The following is a 14,451-nucleotide window of genomic DNA, read 5'->3' as shown; positions in this document are numbered from 1 at the left end:
CCGGGGGCCGTCCTCAGGCGCCGACGTAGGCCGCCAGGTGCTCCCCGGTCAACGTGGACCGGTCCGCGACCAGCTCGGCCGGGCTCCCCTCGAACACCACGGTGCCGCCGTCGTGCCCGGCGCCGGGGCCCAGGTCGATGATCCGGTCGGCGTGTGCCATCACGGCCTGGTGGTGCTCGATGACGATCACCGAGCGGCCGCCGTCGACGATCCGGTCGAGCAGCGCGAGCAGCTGCTCGACGTCGGCCAGGTGCAGCCCGGTCGTCGGCTCGTCGAGCACGAAGGTCCCCCCGGACTCCCCCAGGTGCACCGCCAGCTTGAGTCGCTGGCGCTCCCCGCCGGACAGCGTCGTCAGCGGCTGGCCCAGGGTGAGGTAGCCGAGCCCGACGTCGGCGAGGCGCTCCAGGATCCTGTGCGCGGCCGGCGTGCGGGCCTCGCTGGCCCCGAAGAACTTCTCCGCCTCGGCGACCGGCATGGCGAGGACCTCGCTGATGTCGCGCCCACCGAAGGTGTAGCCGAGCACCGAGGCGTCGAAGCGGCGGCCGTCGCAGACGTCGCAGGTGGTGGCGACCCCGGCCATCATCGCGAGGTCGGTGTAGACGACGCCGGCGCCGTTGCAGTTCGGGCAGGCGCCCTCGGAGTTGGCGCTGAACAGCGCGGGCTTGACGCCGTTGGCCTTCGCGAACGCCTTGCGGATCGGCTCCAGCAGCCCGGTGTAGGTGGCCGGGTTGCTGCGCCGCGACCCCTTGATCGCGCCCTGGTCGACGACGACCACCCCGTCGCGCCCGGCGACCGACCCGTGGATCAGCGAGCTCTTGCCCGACCCGGCCACCCCGGTGACGACGGTGAGCACGCCCAGCGGCACGTCGACGTCGACGTCCCGCAGGTTGTGCCGGTTCGCCCGGCGGATCTCCAGATACCCCGACGGGGTCCGGACGGTCGGCTTGAGCGTCGCCCGGTACTCCAGGTGTCGCCCGGTGAGCGTGCCGGAGCGGCGGAGCCCGTCGAGGTCGCCGGTGTAGACGACGTGGCCGCCGTCGGAGCCGGCCCGCGGCCCGAGATCGACGACGTGGTCGGCGATCGCGATCGTCTCTGGCTTGTGCTCGACGACGAGCACGGTGTTGCCCTTGTCGCGCAGCCGCAGCAGCAGGTCGTTCATCCGGGCGATGTCGTGCGGGTGCAGCCCGATGGTGGGCTCGTCGAAGACGTAGGTGACGTCGGTCAGCGACGACCCGAGATGCTTGATCATCTTGGTGCGCTGGGCCTCGCCGCCGGACAGCGACCCGGACGGCCGGTCCAGCGACAGGTAGCCGAGCCCGATCTCGACGAACGAGTCCAGGGTCGCGCGCAGCGAGGACAGCAGCGGGGCCAGGGGGGGCTCGTCGAGGCCGCCGACCCAGTCGGCGAGGTCGGAGATCTGCATGGCGCAGGCATCCGCGGTGGAGATCCCCCGGATCTTCGACGACCGGGCGAGCTCGGAGAGCCGGGTGCCGTCGCAGTCCGGGCAGGTGCGGAACACGATGGCCCGGTCGACGAACGCCCTGATGTGCGGCTGCATCGCCTCGCGTTCCTTGGCCAGGAACGACTTCTGGATCCGCGGGATCAGGCCCTCGAAGGTGACGTTGACGCCGTCGACCTTGATCCGGGTGGCCTCCTTGTAGAGCAGGGCGTCGCGCTGGGGCTTGGTGAAGCTGCTGATCGGCTTGTCGCCGGGGAAGAAGCCGGAGTTGGCGAAGATCCGGCCGTACCAGCCGTCGACGGAGTAGTTCGGGATCGTCAGGGCGCCCTCGACGATCGACTTCGACTCGTCGAACAGGGCGGTGAGGTCGAAGTCGGACACCGAGCCGCGGCCCTCGCAGCGCGGGCAGGCGCCGCCGACGATCTCGAACTCGCGGCGCTGTTTGACCTGCTGGCCGTTCTTCCGGACGGTCACCGCACCCGAGCCGCTGATCGTCGCGACGTTGAAGGAGAACGCCTTGGCCGGGCCGGCGTAGGGCTTGCCGAGGCGGCTGAACAGGATCCGCAGCAGCGCCCCGACGTCGGTGGCAGTGCCGACGGTGGAGCGCACGTCGCCGCCCATCCGCTCCTGGTCGACGATGATCGCTGTGGTGAGGCCGTCGAGGACGTCGACGTCGGGGCGGCCCAGGTTCGGCATGAAGCCCTGGACGAACGCGCTGTAGGTCTCGTTGATCATCCGCTGCGACTCGGCGGCGATGGTCGAGAACACCAGGGAGCTCTTGCCCGAGCCGGACACCCCGGTGAACACCGTGAGCCGGCGCTTGGGCAGCTCGACGGAGATGTCGCGGAGGTTGTTCTCGCGCGCACCGTGCACGCGGATGAGGTCGTGACTGTCGGCTGCGTGCATGGTGGATCCCCCGTCCGGCCCGTTCAGGGCCGCTGCTGGATGCGGACCATCGTGCCCGCGGGGTCGCGGAAGGCACAGTCGCGCACCCCGTACGGCTGGTCGACCGGCTCCTGGACGACCTCGGCCCCGCTCGCCTGGAGCCTGTCGAACGCCGCGTCCAGGTCGTTACTGGCGAGCAGCACGGCGGTGTAGGTGCCCTTGGCCATCATCTCGGTGACGGTGCGGCGTTCCTCGTCGGTGATGCCGGGGTCGGCGGCGGGCGGGGCGAGGACGAGCGAGACGTCGGGCTGCCCGGGCGGGCCGACGGTGAGCCAGCGCATCGTGCCCTGGCCGACGTCGAGGCGGACCTCGAAGCCGAGCGCGTCGCGGTAGAAGGCCAGCGACGCCTCCGGGTCGGTGTGCGGGAGGAAGCCGGCGTGGATCGTGATGGCGGGTGCGGTCATGGCGTTCACGCTAGGGAGGTCGGCGCCACCGTGGCTTCTCGATTCCTGACCGGTCGGGTGACCTGCTTCGCCACGCAGGCCGGGAGCCCCGCGGTCCCGTCGCGCACGGCGTCGCGGTACGCGCTCGGCGGCATTCCGACGAGCTCGGTGAACCGGGTGCTGAACGTGCCGAGGGAGGAGCCGCCGACCGCGAAGCACACCTCGGTGACGGTGAGGTCGCCGCGGCGCAGCAGGGCCATGGCGCGCTCGATGCGCCGGGTCATCAGGTAGCTGTAGGGCGACTCGCCGTAGGCCGCCCGGAACGCCCGCGACAGGTGCCCCGCCGAGACGTGCTCGGCGCGGGCGAGCTCGGTGACGTCCAGCGGGCGGGCGTACTCCCGGTCGATGCGGTCGCGCACCCGGCGCATCCGGACGAGCTCGCGCAGGCGCCCGTCCTCGCGGTCGCTCACCGCAGGTGCTCCGCCAGCAGCGCCGCGACCTCGTCGGGGCGTTCGAGGTAGACCATGTGTCCGGTGTCGACGGGGGCGACGGTGAGGTCGTCGCCGAGCGCGCTGCGGCAGGCGGCCAGCCAGTCGTCGGTGACGAAGTCGGCCCGCAGGGCGGGCACGACCAGTGTCGGGAGGCCGGCCCGTGGGATGGCGGCGGGGCGGGCCATCTCCGACCAGGCGGCGACGACGGCCGCCCGGCTGTAGCGCCAGCGCCAGGCGCCGTCGCGCTGTTCCAGGTGCTCGGCGACCTCGGCGTCGACCAGCGGTGCGGGCACACCGGTCCAGGACGCGGCCTTGGCGGCGCGGGCGTCGTCACGGGTCGCGAACCCCTCGTCGGCACGGCCGGCCTCGGCGGAGGCCAGCATGTCCTGCGGGTCCAGCCCGTGCGCCGGGTCGAGCAGCGCGAGGCGGGTGACGCGCTCGGGTGCGGTCCGCGCCAGCCGGGCCGCGACCGCTCCGCCGAAGGAGTGCCCGACCACGGCGACCCGCTCGACGTGCTCGGCGTCGAGGACCTCGAGGACGTCCTCGACGTGCTGCTCGAGGTTCCACGGCGGGACCCACGGCGAACGACCGTGCCCGCGCAGGTCGACGGAGATCCAGCGCAGGGTGGGCAGCGCGGCGAACAGCGGCGCGAAACGCAGGCCGTGGCCGGTGACACCGTGCACCGCGAGCACCGGCTTGCCTGCCGGGTCACCGGCGTGGTGGACGTGCAGGGGCATGCATCCATTCTGCACTTTGCTATTTCGGCAACGATGTTTGCCGTCCTGTCCGGCCCTTCGTCAGGCTGGGCACATGGACACAGCACAGCGCCACGACGTCGTCGTGATCGGCGGCGGCCCGGCCGGACTCAACGGGGCCATGATGCTCGCCCGCTCCCTGCGGTCGGTGGTCGTCGTCGACTCCGGCCTGCCCCGCAACGCACCGGCCACCGCCGCGCACGGCCTGTTCGCCCGCGACGGCGTCGCCCCGGCCGAGCTGCTCGCGACCGGCCGGGAGGAGGTCCGCCGCTACGGCGGGACGGTCGTCGACGGCGAGGTCGTCGGCGCCCGGCGCACCGACGACGGTTTCACGGTGACCCTCGCCGACGACACCACCCTCGACGCCCGGCGACTGCTCGTCACCACCGGACTGGTCGACGTGCTGCCGGAGATTCCGGGACTCGCGCAGGGGTGGGGCGCCGATGTCGTCCACTGCCCGTACTGCCACGGCTACGAGGTGCGCGACCGCCCGATCGCCGTCCTCGGGACCGCCCCCGGCTCCGCACACCACGCACTGCTGTTCCGACAGCTCAGCGCGGACGTGGTCTACGTGTCGCACACGGTGGAGCCGACCGCGGAACAGTCGGAACGCTTCGCCGCGCTCGGCATCGTCGTCGTCGACGGGCCGGTGAGCGAGGTGGTGCGAGAGGACGGCGCGATCACCGGGCTGGTCACGCCGCCCGGCGTGCTGGCGCGCGAGGTCGTCGCCGTGGCGACCCGGATGGAGGCCCGCGCCGGATTCCTCGCCGAGCTGGGCCTGGTCCCGGTCGAGCACCCGAGCGGGGCGGGGCAGCACCTCGTCGCCGACCCGACGGGCCGCAGCACGGTCGAGGGCGTGTGGCTCGCGGGCAACGTCACCGATCTGAGCGCGCAAGTGGGGGCCGCGGGGGCCGCGGGAGCGTTCGCGGGCGCCGCGATCAACGCCGACCTCGTCGAGGCCGGGGCGCTCGCCGCACTGCGGGAGCTCGCACGCCCCTAGCCTGGGGACGTGCTGGTCATCTTCGGGCTGTCGGGCAAGGAGCGCCCACTGGGCCTGGTCGCGCTGGGCTGCGGCACCTGCGGTCACCCGGGGCCGCAGCCCGCGGTGCACCGGCGGACCCGGTTCACGCTGTTCTTCGTCCCGGTCCTGCCGCTGCGCAGCCGCTACGAGATGCGCTGCCCCGTGTGCGGGGCGGGGCGGACGCTCTCCCGCGACGATGCCCGCCGGTACGGCGCACGGGTCTGAGCAACGCGCTCGTCCAGCACGGGGGGCTCCCCAGCTCCTGCCACCTGACGGATCGGCCGGGCGCCACCGAGGCTACAGCTCGCTGCGGTACCACTCCCGCAGGTAGGGAGTTCGCGATCGCGAACGGAAACTAGCGATCGAACACATGTTCGACTAGCATCGGCGGTGTGACCGCGCCCCAGGAGCCACCCGCCCACGCCACCGGCGTGGGCTCCGGCAGGTTCCGCTCCGGCGACCTCGCCCTGATCCAGCTCCTGATCGACCAGACGATCGGCGACGACACCACACTGCTCGCCGAGGCCGACCTGATCGACCAGATCCAGCAGATCGAGTCCGTCCAGGCCTCCCTCGCCGCGCTCCAGTCCACCCGCATCCGGGCGTTCGCTCAGACACACGTCGAGAACCGCCTCACCGACGATCGGACCGACCCCGAGCGGCTCCACCGCAGTGTCGTAGCTCAGGTCCAGCTCGCCTGCCGGGTCTCCACCGCCGAGGCCCGCACCCGCGTGGCCAACGCCCGCGACCTGCACACCGGACTCGACCACGTCCGCGGCCTGCACAACGACGGACAACTCAGCGCCGCCAAAGTCACCGCGATCGCCGTCGAGTGCCGCGACCTCGACCCACGCCAGCGCAGGCAGGTCGACACCCGCCTCGCCGCACACGACCTCACCCGCTACGGCATCGGCCGCCTCCGCGCCCTCACCCGCCGACTCGTCGCCGAAATCGCGCCCGAACGCTTCCGAGCCCGCGTCCACACCGCCACAGCCGAACGCCGAGTCACCCTGCGCCCGGCACCGGACGCGATGAGCTACCTCACCGCCTACGTCCCGGTCGCACAGGGCGCCGCCTGCCTCGCCGCACTGCAGAAGGCCTTCGTGCAGGCCCAGGTCGACCCGGCACCGTTGACCCGCAGCCGCGGACAGGTACTGGCCGACACATTGGTCGAACGCCTCACCGGACAAGCCACCGCGACCGCGGTCAACCTGGAGGTCCAGGTCACCGTCCCCGTCCAGGCCCTGCTCGACCCCACCTCCCCGCTCCCCGCGGAGATCCCCGGACTCGGACCCGTCCCGGTCGAGCTGCTCGCGACCAGCGACGGCACCGCGTCACTGCGGCGGCTGCTCACCGACCAGGGCCTGGTCATCGGCGGCGACTCACGCCAACGCACCTTCACCGGACTCCTCTCCACCCTCGTCAAGGCCCGCGCGGGGAACCGGTGCACCGAGCCCTACTGCGACGCACCCCTCCGCCACATCGACCACATCCACCGCGCCACCGACGGCGGACACACCGAACTCGACAACGGACGCGGACTGTGCGAGTTCCACAACCACATCCGCGAACAACCCGGATGGCACACCGCCCGAACACCCGACGGGACCGTCCTCACGACCACACCCACCGGACACACCTACCGCGGACCGGACTGACCGCGGTGGGCCCGGGCACGGGCACCCTCAGGTCGGCAGCAGGTACTCCTCACTGGCGTGGTGGCAGGCGCTCGGGTGGTGTCCACCTGGCCGCGTCACCAGCGGCGGCTCCTCGGTGGCGCAGATGTCGGTGGCCTTCCAGCAGCGCGTCCGGAACCGGCAGCCGCTCGGCGGGTCCACCGGGCTCGGGACGTCACCGGTCAACCGGATCCGCGTCCGCCCCGCGCGCACCGACGGGTCCGGCACCGGCACCGCCGAGAGCAGCGCCTGGGTGTACGGGTGCGACGCCCGGGTGTAGATCTCGTCCTCGGTCCCGAGCTCCACCATCTTGCCCAGGTACATCACGCCGACCCGGTCGGACAGGTGCCGCACGACGGACAGGTCGTGGGCGATGAAGATGTAGGACAGCCCGAACTCGCGCTGCAGGCTCCCGAGCAGGTTCATCACCTGCGCCTGGATGGACACGTCGAGCGCGGAGACCGGCTCGTCGCACACGATGATCTCCGGGCGCAGCGCGAGCGCACGGGCGATCCCGATGCGCTGACGCTGCCCGCCGGAGAACTGGTGCGGGTAGCGGTTGACGAAGTCCGGGTTGAGCCCGACGACGTCGAGCAGCTCCTGCACCTTCGCCCGTCGCTCCCCCTTCGGCGCGACCTCCGGGTGGATCTCGAACGGCTCCCCGACGATGTCGGCGACCGTCATCCTCGGGTTCAGCGACGTGTACGGGTCCTGCAGCACGATCTGCATCTGCCGGCGCAGCGCGCGCAGCTCCGCCCCGCGGCGGGCGAAGATGTCCTCGCCGTGGAAGCGCACCGAGCCCGACGTCGGCGGCTCCAGCCGCATCAGCACCTGGGCCAGGGTCGACTTCCCGCAGCCGGACTCGCCGACGATGCCCAGCGTCTCGCCCTTGTTCAGCGAGAACGAGACGCCGTCGACGGCACGCACGTGGCCGACGGTGCGTTTGACGACCGCACCGACCTTCACCGGGAAGTGCTTGACGAGGTCGGTGACCTCCAGAACGGGCTCGCTCATACGAGGTCCTCCGCGAACAGGCACGCCGACGCCCGCGCTCCGGGCAGGGGGATCAGCGGCGGATCGGTACCGAGGCAGCTCTCCACCGCACGCGGGCAGCGCGGGTGGAACGGGCAGCCGTCGGGGATGGCGGTGAGCGTCGGCGGGAGCCCGGTGATCGCCCGCAGCTCGGTGCCCTTGCTGTCCAGCCGCGGGATCGACGCGAGCAGCGCCTCGGTGTACGGGTGGGCCGGGTTCGCGAAGAGCTGGTGCACGTCGCCCTGTTCGACGATCCGGCCCGCGTACATCACCGCGATCCGGTCGGCGACCTCCGCGACGACACCCAGGTCGTGGGTGATGAGGACCAGCGCCATCTCCCGTTCGCGCTGGATCTCGGCGAGCAGGTCCATGATCTGGGCCTGCACGGTGACGTCGAGCGCGGTCGTCGGCTCGTCGGCGATGAGCACGTCGGGGTCGAGCGCCAGCGACATGGCGATCATGACGCGCTGGCGCATCCCCCCGGAGAACTCGTGCGGGAAGTTCGTGACCCGCTGCTTGGCCCCCGGGATGCCGACCAGGTCGAGCAGCTCGACGGCGCGGGTGCGGGCGTCGCGCCTGCTCATCCCGCGCCGCGTCCGCAGCTGCTCGCCGATCTGGAACCCGACGGTGAACACCGGGTTCAGCGCGGACAGCGCGTCCTGGAAGATCATCGCGATGTTCTCGCCACGCAGCTCCCGGCGCCGCTCCTCGGTTGCGGTGAGCAGCTCCTCGCCGCGGTAGCGCACCGAGCCCGCGGTGACGGTCGCGGGCGGGGTCGGCAGGATCCCCATCACCGTGTTCGCGGTGACCGACTTGCCGGAGCCGGACTCCCCCAGGACGGCGAGGGTCTCCCCCGCCCGCACCTGGTAGCCGACGCCGTTCAGCACCCGGGCGACGCCGTCGCGGGTACTGAACTCGACGTGCAGGCCCTCCACCTCGAGCAGCGGGGTCATGACCGGCCCTTCGGGTCGAACGCGTCGCGCACGGCGTCGCCGAGCAGCACGAAGGCCAGCACGGTGACGACGAGGAACGCGCCGGGGAACAGGAGCAGGTGCGGCGAGGTCCGCAGGTAGCTCTGCGCCTCGCTGATCATCACGCCCCAGGAGACGACGGGGTCGCGCAGACCGACACCGAGGAACGACAGCGTGGCCTCCGCCCCGATGAACGCGCCGAGCGCGATCGTCGCGTACACCATCACCGGGGCGATGGTGTTGGGCAGCATGTGCCGCCAGATGATCCGCCACGGGCTCGCGCCGAGCGCGCGGGCGGCCTTGACGTAGTCCTGGCTCCGGGCGGCGATCGCGGCGGACCGCATGATCCGCATGACGATCGGCCAGGACAGCAGCCCGATCGTGCCGATCACCAGGCCGCTGATGCCGATCACGCTCTGTCCGACCGACGCGCGGAAGGTGGAGAGCACGACGATCGCGCCGAGGACGAACGGCACCCCGAAGAAGACGTCGGCGACGCGGGCGAGCAGCGAGTCGACCCAGCCGCCGGCGAACCCGGCGATCAGGCCCATGACGGAGCCGACCAGCACGACCGCCGTCGTCGCCAGCACCCCGACGACGATCGAGACGCGGGTGCCGTGGACGGTGCGTGCGTAGACGTCGCGGCCGAGGTGGTCGTAGCCGAACCAGGCCTGGGCCGACGGGTCCTGCCGGGCCCGGGACAGGTCGCCCGCGGTCGGGTCGACCGAGGTGAACAGCTGCGGGAACGCGGCCATGACCAGCAGGAACGCGATGAGGCCCGCCGCGACGAGGAACAGCGGCCGTCGGCGCAGGTCGTGCCAGGCGTCGCCGCTGAGGCTGCGGGTGCGGGCCGACACCTCGGCGCGGCCGTCGGTGGCGACGGGCTTGTCGGCGGTGGCGGTGGTGGGGTCAGTCAAGGCGGATCCTCGGGTCGAGCAGCGCGTAGGTGACGTCCACGACGAGGTTCGCGAGCAGGTAGACGATCACCAGCAGGACGACGACGCCGGTCACGACCACCCCGTCGAGCCGCTGGATGGAGCCGAAGATCAGCCCACCGATGCCGCGGATGTTGAAGATGCCCTCGGTGACGATCGCCCCGCCCATGAGCGTGCCGAAGTCGGCGCCGAGGAAGGTGATCACCGGGATCGCCGAGTTGCGGGTCAGGTGGACGCCGACGACACGGCGCCGGGTCAGGCCCTTCGCGGTCGCGGTGCGGACATAGTCGGCGCGCAGGTTCTCCGCGATCGACGTCCGGGTCAGCCGCGCGACGTAGGCCAGCGACAGGCTGCCGAGCACGTAGCCGGGCACGACCAGGTCCAGGAACCCCGGGTCGGCCGGGACGGTCGGCGGGACCAGGCCCAGCCGCAGCCCGAGGACGGACTGCAGCACGTAGCCGGTCACGAACACCGACACCGCGACCAGGAACAGCGTCGCGGTGAGCACGACGTTGTCGAGGAAACCGCCGGGCCGCAGCCCGGTGAGCACGCCCGCGGTCAGGCCGATGACCGCCTGGATGACCAGCGCGACGATCGCGAGCTTGATCGTGACCGGGTAGGCGTTCGCGATCAGCGTCGCGACCTCCTGGCCACGGAAGTTCTCGCCGAAGTCGCCCCGCAGCAGGTTGCCGAGATAGGTGAAGTACTGGACGACGATCGAGCGGTCGAGCCCGTACTCCTCCCGCATGCGCTCGATGAACGCGGGCGGGCAGGCCTGGTCGCCGCACTTGCCGGCGAGCGGGTCGCCGGGCAGCGCCCAGACCATGAAGTAGATGAGGAACGTGGTGCCGAGGAACACCGGCACCAGTTGCAGGAGTCGTCGCAGGACATAGCGCCCCACGGGTCACCTCCGGGTACGTGCGCCGGCGGCCGGGGATCGCCCGGCCGCCGGTGCGTGTGGTGGGGTGGGGCGGGATCAGCCCTGGACGGTCACGGTCTCCAGGTCGAGCTCACGGCCGTAGGTCATCTCGACGTTCTGCAGCCGTGGGGACCAGCCGAACTGCGCGGACTGGTCGTTGATCGCGACGGCCGGCATGTCCTGGATCAGGATCCGCTCGGCCTCGGCCCACAGCGCGTAGGCCTCCTCGGCGGTGGCCGCGGTCGAGCCCTGCTGGACCAGCGCGTCGAAGCGCGGGTTGGTGTAGCCGCTGTTGTTGTTCGCCGCACCCGTCGTGTACTGCGGCCGCAGCACGTACTCCATGGTCGGGGTCGAGGCGACCCAGCCGGAGCGGAAGATGCCGGTCAGGTTCTCCGCCCGGCGCTGCTCCAGGAACTCCGAGAAGGTCGGGACCGGGACGAAGTTGCAGGGCACGCCCAGGGTGTTGCTGATGCTGACGCAGGCGGCCTGCATCCACTCGCGGTTGATCGCGGAGTCCACGTTGGAGATCAGCTCGATCGGGCCGGTGAAGCCGGACGCGTCGAACTGCTGCTTGGCCCGCTGCGGGGAGAAGGTGCACAGCTCGCCGCACTGGTCGTCGACCTTGCCGGGCACACCCTCGGGGATGAAACCGGTGGCCGGCTTCACGAGTCCGTTGTAGACGTTGGCGATGATCGCCTCGCGGTCGACTGCCATCGAGATCGCCTGCCGCAGCTGCGGGTTCGCGTAGCGCTGGTCGTAGATCGGGAAGGTCATCGTGTTGATGCCGGCGTAGGGCTGGTTGCCGTTCCGGTCGGCCAGATCCTGCTGGTACAGGTTGTCGATCAGGAACGAGCCGGGGATGGTCTCGAGGAAGTCCAGGTTCCCGCTGACGACGTCCTGGTAGGCGGCCTCGCTGTCGGCGTAGAAGCGGAACTCGACGCCACCGACGGCGACCGGCTGCTCGCCGCCCCACTCGTCGTAGCGGGTCACGGTCACGTTCTGGTCCGGCACCCGGGACTCGAAGCGGAACGGGCCGTTGCCGACCGGGTTGGCCTCGAACGCGGCCGGGTCAGCGAAGAAGGACTCCGGCATCGGGTAGAACGCCACGTCGCCGAGGGTGTTGACGAAGATCGGCGACGGCGCGGACAGCGCCACGGTGAAGGTTCGCTCGTCGACGACGCGCAGCCCCGACATCGTCTGTGCGGTGGGTTCGCCCTCGTCCGGGTTGACCTGGTCGAACCCGGCGATGTTGGAGAAGAACTCCGCGCTGGACTGGGCGTTGGTCTTCAGCGCCACGTAGTTCCACGCGTCGACGAAGCTCTTCGCGGTGACGGGCGTGCCGTCGTGGAAGGTCCAACCGTCCTTGATCCGGATGGTCCAGTTCCGCGAGTCGGTCGACTCGATCGACTCGGCGACCTTGTTCTCCGGCTCGCCCTGCTGGTTGTAGTCGACCAGCCCGGACCACAGGGCGTCCAGGATCTTGCTACCGCCGGTCTCGCGGGTGTTGCCCGGCAGCAGCGCGTTCTCCGGCTCGGTGCCGAAGACCGAGATCGTGGGGGCGCCCTGGGCGTCGCCCGTGGTGCCGCCTCCCCCGCCGCCACAGGCGCTGAGCACCAGCGCGGAGGTCAGGGAGAGCGCGAGCAGCGCCGCGACTCGAGGTGATCGCATCAGAGTCCTGTCTGTCCGGGACGGCCGCGCCCTGCGTGGTGCGCAGGCGGCCGGTGCGGTTCGGTGGTGGGTCGCACGGTAACCACAGCATCCCGGTTCTCTGGTTACGAATCTATTGCGTCCGCCGTCATTGCACCGAGCAACACGGAATTGCGCACGACGGTCGGTGACCGGATCGCGACAGCACGCCCGGAGCGGTCAGTCTCGAAAAGGCATCGGCGCAGGTCGGACGCATTCCCTACATTCTTCCGTCGCGCAACATTGCATTGCGCATCGCAATGTCTCTGCGCTTCATGTGACCAGTGCCACAGATATCGACAGAGCTCGAGCCTGTGAGCAGCGAGGGCAGGTAAGACCGACAGCCCGAGGGCGACCGCTGTCCCATCACATGGAATCCACCCGTCGCGACGCGGGACCAGCCGCACTGCCCCATCTCGCCTTCCCAGCGCATTCACCGAAACGTTCTCCGGTGACCGTCGAACGATTATCGACATTGCCGTGGCGGCGATTCTCCGATGCCTGTACCGCTTCCCGCCGACACCGCGGCGGCGCGTGTACGACGGCCGACGGGAATTGCCGGAACCACCCACGGAATCACCCACGCGATCACTCACGGAACCGACCGCGGACATCGCCGGCGCGTGCTCCACCTGCAGGACCGCGGGATCGGAGCCGGCCCGACCCCGGCTCCGCGGACGACGACGCCCTTCCGCTGGACGTCAAACGCTCGACGTATACGTTTCAGGAAAGATCACCCGAAACGGTCATTCGAGTACGGTCGTACCAATCGTGCGCGGTCAGCGCGGCGACGCCTGCGTGAACAGATCGCCCTTCAGGTAGATGTTCCAATCGGCCGCCTTGAGCCCGTGCCCGCCGGAGCGCAGGTGGTAGCTCATCGCCGGGCCGGAGAAGGCCTTGTCGGTGGCGGGCTCCCAGCCCGTCGTGCCCAGGCCGTTGTCGCCGAGGCCGTACAGGGCGTAGATCTCGGTCGCCGCCTTGTAGGCGAGGAACTCGCCCTCCGGGTCGGCGTTGGAGTCGTCGCTGGCGCTGGCGATCACCAGCTTGCGCGGTGCGACCAGCCCCATCAGCTCGTGCTGGTCGACGGGCAGCTCGTCGACCTTGTCGCCGTAGTTCTTGTAGGTCTGCGGGAACCAGTGCGGGAAGGAGCTGTTGACCCGTGACACCGTCTCGGCGCCCACTCCCCCGTCGCCGCGCCGGGCGAGCTTCGCACCCGTCGAGCCGGAGTTGTTGGAGATGACCGCGGCGAAGCGCGGGTCCTGGGCACCGGCCCAGAGCGCGGCCTTGCCGGAGCGGGAGTGCCCGATGACCGCGATCTTCGACGGATCGATGTCCTTGTCGGTCTGCAGGTAGTCCATCGCCCGGCTCGCACCCCAGGCCCAGGCGGCGATGGCCCGCCCGGCGTCGTCGGGCAGGTCGCTCCCGGACGGGTAGAACAGGTTGATCATCTTGCTGCGGTAGCTGCCGCTGTCGTCCGGCGCGATCTGGTCGGCGTCGATCTGGGCGAAGGCGTACCCCGCCTTCGTGATCGTCGAGACCGGTGCGTAGTCCGAGGACTGACCCGGGTCGTCGGAGACCGAGCCCCGGTGGTCGATCATCAGGAAGGTGCCGCGCGGGGTCTGCCCCTTCGGCACGAACAGCCGCAGCGTGAAGGACCCGGTGCCCTCCGGGCCGGTGATGCCGATCGTGACCTTCTTGAGGACGACGTCGCCGTCGTCGCTGGTCCGGACGTCGAAGGTCTGCTTGGTCGGCTTGGGCAGCGGCTGGCCGTAGACGTTCTCGCGGAACGCCGCCAGCAGCTCCGCGCGGCGGGTGCCCTCCCACTGGGCGACGTCGGTGACGCCGGTCCCGTCGACCATGCGCAGCGGGTTCGGATACGGCGTGCCGTCGATCGTCACCGTCGCCGCGACGGACAGACCCGCCGTGGGGATCGAGGCGTAGGCGGCGGGGGTGACCGCCGCGGACGTGCCGCCCGCCACGCCCACGCACCCGGCCGCGGCGACCGCACCGACGACGAACAGCGACGTCGCCGTCCTCGCGACGGTGTGCAGGACGCGACGACGGCTGCGCGGACTGATCGGAGTGGACACGGACCGCACGCTACCGAGATGGGAACCCTCTGCAACCGCCGTTGCCGGTATCACGTCGTTCGGGGGATGTGATCACACTCCTACCGTG

The 14,451-nt window shown here is 71.0% G+C and carries 13 protein-coding genes; 3 read left to right on the top strand and 10 right to left on the bottom strand.

Features of this window, described 5'->3' with window-relative positions:
- Positions 1-13: 13 nt before the first annotated feature.
- The 4 genes from Ae331Ps2_RS20790 to Ae331Ps2_RS20775 are packed head-to-tail and all read right to left on the bottom strand — an operon-like array spanning position 14 to position 4,015.
- Positions 14-2,365 carry an excinuclease ABC subunit UvrA gene (locus Ae331Ps2_RS20790; protein WP_075306951.1) on the bottom strand — a complete coding sequence of 784 codons (2,352 nt, stop codon included), beginning with the start codon at positions 2,363-2,365 and terminating at the stop codon, positions 14-16.
- A 23-nt stretch (positions 2,366-2,388) separates the two neighbouring features.
- Positions 2,389-2,808 (bottom strand): VOC family protein, encoded by a 420-nt coding sequence (locus Ae331Ps2_RS20785; protein ID WP_043280718.1) that lies wholly within the window; start codon positions 2,806-2,808, stop codon positions 2,389-2,391.
- Between the two features lie 5 nt (positions 2,809-2,813).
- Positions 2,814-3,215 carry a helix-turn-helix transcriptional regulator gene (locus Ae331Ps2_RS20780; RefSeq protein WP_139319021.1) on the bottom strand — a complete coding sequence of 134 codons (402 nt, stop codon included), beginning with the start codon at positions 3,213-3,215 and terminating at the stop codon, positions 2,814-2,816.
- A gap of 38 nt (positions 3,216-3,253) precedes the next feature.
- Complete coding sequence (locus Ae331Ps2_RS20775; protein WP_075306955.1) at positions 3,254-4,015, bottom strand: alpha/beta fold hydrolase; 762 nt, start codon at positions 4,013-4,015, stop codon at positions 3,254-3,256.
- Between the two features lie 73 nt (positions 4,016-4,088).
- Between Ae331Ps2_RS20775 and Ae331Ps2_RS20770 the strand changes: the two genes are divergently transcribed.
- The 3 genes from Ae331Ps2_RS20770 (at position 4,089) to Ae331Ps2_RS20760 (ending at position 6,712) form a co-directional block, all read left to right on the top strand.
- Entirely contained in the window at positions 4,089-5,033 is a 945-nt protein-coding gene (locus Ae331Ps2_RS20770) for an NAD(P)/FAD-dependent oxidoreductase (protein WP_075306957.1), read from the top strand.
- A 9-nt stretch (positions 5,034-5,042) separates the two neighbouring features.
- Positions 5,043-5,279, top strand: a complete 237-nt coding sequence (locus Ae331Ps2_RS20765; protein ID WP_020626322.1) for a hypothetical protein — start codon at positions 5,043-5,045, stop codon at positions 5,277-5,279.
- A gap of 167 nt (positions 5,280-5,446) precedes the next feature.
- Positions 5,447-6,712, top strand: a complete 1,266-nt coding sequence (locus Ae331Ps2_RS20760; RefSeq protein WP_075306958.1) for a DUF222 domain-containing protein — start codon at positions 5,447-5,449, stop codon at positions 6,710-6,712.
- A gap of 27 nt (positions 6,713-6,739) precedes the next feature.
- Here Ae331Ps2_RS20760 and Ae331Ps2_RS20755 read toward each other — a convergent pair whose 3' ends face one another.
- The 6 genes from Ae331Ps2_RS20755 to Ae331Ps2_RS20730 form a co-directional block, all read right to left on the bottom strand.
- Entirely contained in the window at positions 6,740-7,744 is a 1,005-nt protein-coding gene (locus tag Ae331Ps2_RS20755) for an ABC transporter ATP-binding protein (protein ID WP_020626320.1), read from the bottom strand.
- Positions 7,741-8,715: an ABC transporter ATP-binding protein gene (locus tag Ae331Ps2_RS20750; RefSeq protein WP_020626319.1), complete on the bottom strand. Its 975-nt coding sequence runs from the start codon at positions 8,713-8,715 to the stop codon at positions 7,741-7,743. Before Ae331Ps2_RS20750 ends, Ae331Ps2_RS20755 begins: the two co-directional genes overlap by 4 nt.
- Positions 8,712-9,650, bottom strand: a complete 939-nt coding sequence (locus Ae331Ps2_RS20745; RefSeq protein WP_083695821.1) for an ABC transporter permease — start codon at positions 9,648-9,650, stop codon at positions 8,712-8,714. The genes Ae331Ps2_RS20750 and Ae331Ps2_RS20745 overlap by 4 nt, the downstream gene beginning before the upstream one ends.
- Positions 9,643-10,569, bottom strand: a complete 927-nt coding sequence (locus Ae331Ps2_RS20740) for an ABC transporter permease (RefSeq protein ID WP_075329777.1) — start codon at positions 10,567-10,569, stop codon at positions 9,643-9,645. Before Ae331Ps2_RS20740 ends, Ae331Ps2_RS20745 begins: the two co-directional genes overlap by 8 nt.
- A 75-nt stretch (positions 10,570-10,644) precedes the next feature.
- On the bottom strand, positions 10,645-12,255 hold the full coding sequence (locus tag Ae331Ps2_RS20735) for an ABC transporter substrate-binding protein (protein WP_083695820.1): 1,611 nt from the start codon (positions 12,253-12,255) through the stop codon (positions 10,645-10,647).
- Positions 12,256-13,052: 797 nt separating this feature from the next.
- Positions 13,053-14,363: a dienelactone hydrolase family protein gene (locus tag Ae331Ps2_RS20730; RefSeq protein ID WP_233147578.1), complete on the bottom strand. Its 1,311-nt coding sequence runs from the start codon at positions 14,361-14,363 to the stop codon at positions 13,053-13,055.
- Positions 14,364-14,451: the final 88 nt, after the last annotated feature.

The sequence above is a fragment of the Pseudonocardia sp. Ae331_Ps2 genome (assembly GCF_001932405.1).
Taxonomy (GTDB): domain Bacteria; phylum Actinomycetota; class Actinomycetes; order Mycobacteriales; family Pseudonocardiaceae; genus Pseudonocardia.
This window is presented reverse-complemented; position numbering and strand designations above follow the sequence as displayed.

Excerpts from the sequence above, each read along its gene's own strand:
- Ae331Ps2_RS20735 (WP_083695820.1), bottom strand. The coding sequence starts at position 12,255 with ATGCGATCACCTCGAGTCGCGGCGCTGCTCGCGCTCTCCCTGACCTCC.
- Ae331Ps2_RS20785 (WP_043280718.1), bottom strand. The coding sequence starts at position 2,808 with ATGACCGCACCCGCCATCACGATCCACGCCGGCTTCCTCCCGCACACC.
- Ae331Ps2_RS20790 (WP_075306951.1), bottom strand. The coding sequence starts at position 2,365 with ATGCACGCAGCCGACAGTCACGACCTCATCCGCGTGCACGGTGCGCGC.
- Ae331Ps2_RS20780 (WP_139319021.1), bottom strand. The coding sequence starts at position 3,215 with ATGCGCCGGGTGCGCGACCGCATCGACCGGGAGTACGCCCGCCCGCTG.
- Ae331Ps2_RS20775 (WP_075306955.1), bottom strand. The coding sequence starts at position 4,015 with ATGCCCCTGCACGTCCACCACGCCGGTGACCCGGCAGGCAAGCCGGTG.
- Ae331Ps2_RS20770 (WP_075306957.1), top strand. The coding sequence starts at position 4,089 with ATGGACACAGCACAGCGCCACGACGTCGTCGTGATCGGCGGCGGCCCG.
- Ae331Ps2_RS20750 (WP_020626319.1), bottom strand. The coding sequence starts at position 8,715 with ATGACCCCGCTGCTCGAGGTGGAGGGCCTGCACGTCGAGTTCAGTACC.
- Ae331Ps2_RS20755 (WP_020626320.1), bottom strand. The coding sequence starts at position 7,744 with ATGAGCGAGCCCGTTCTGGAGGTCACCGACCTCGTCAAGCACTTCCCG.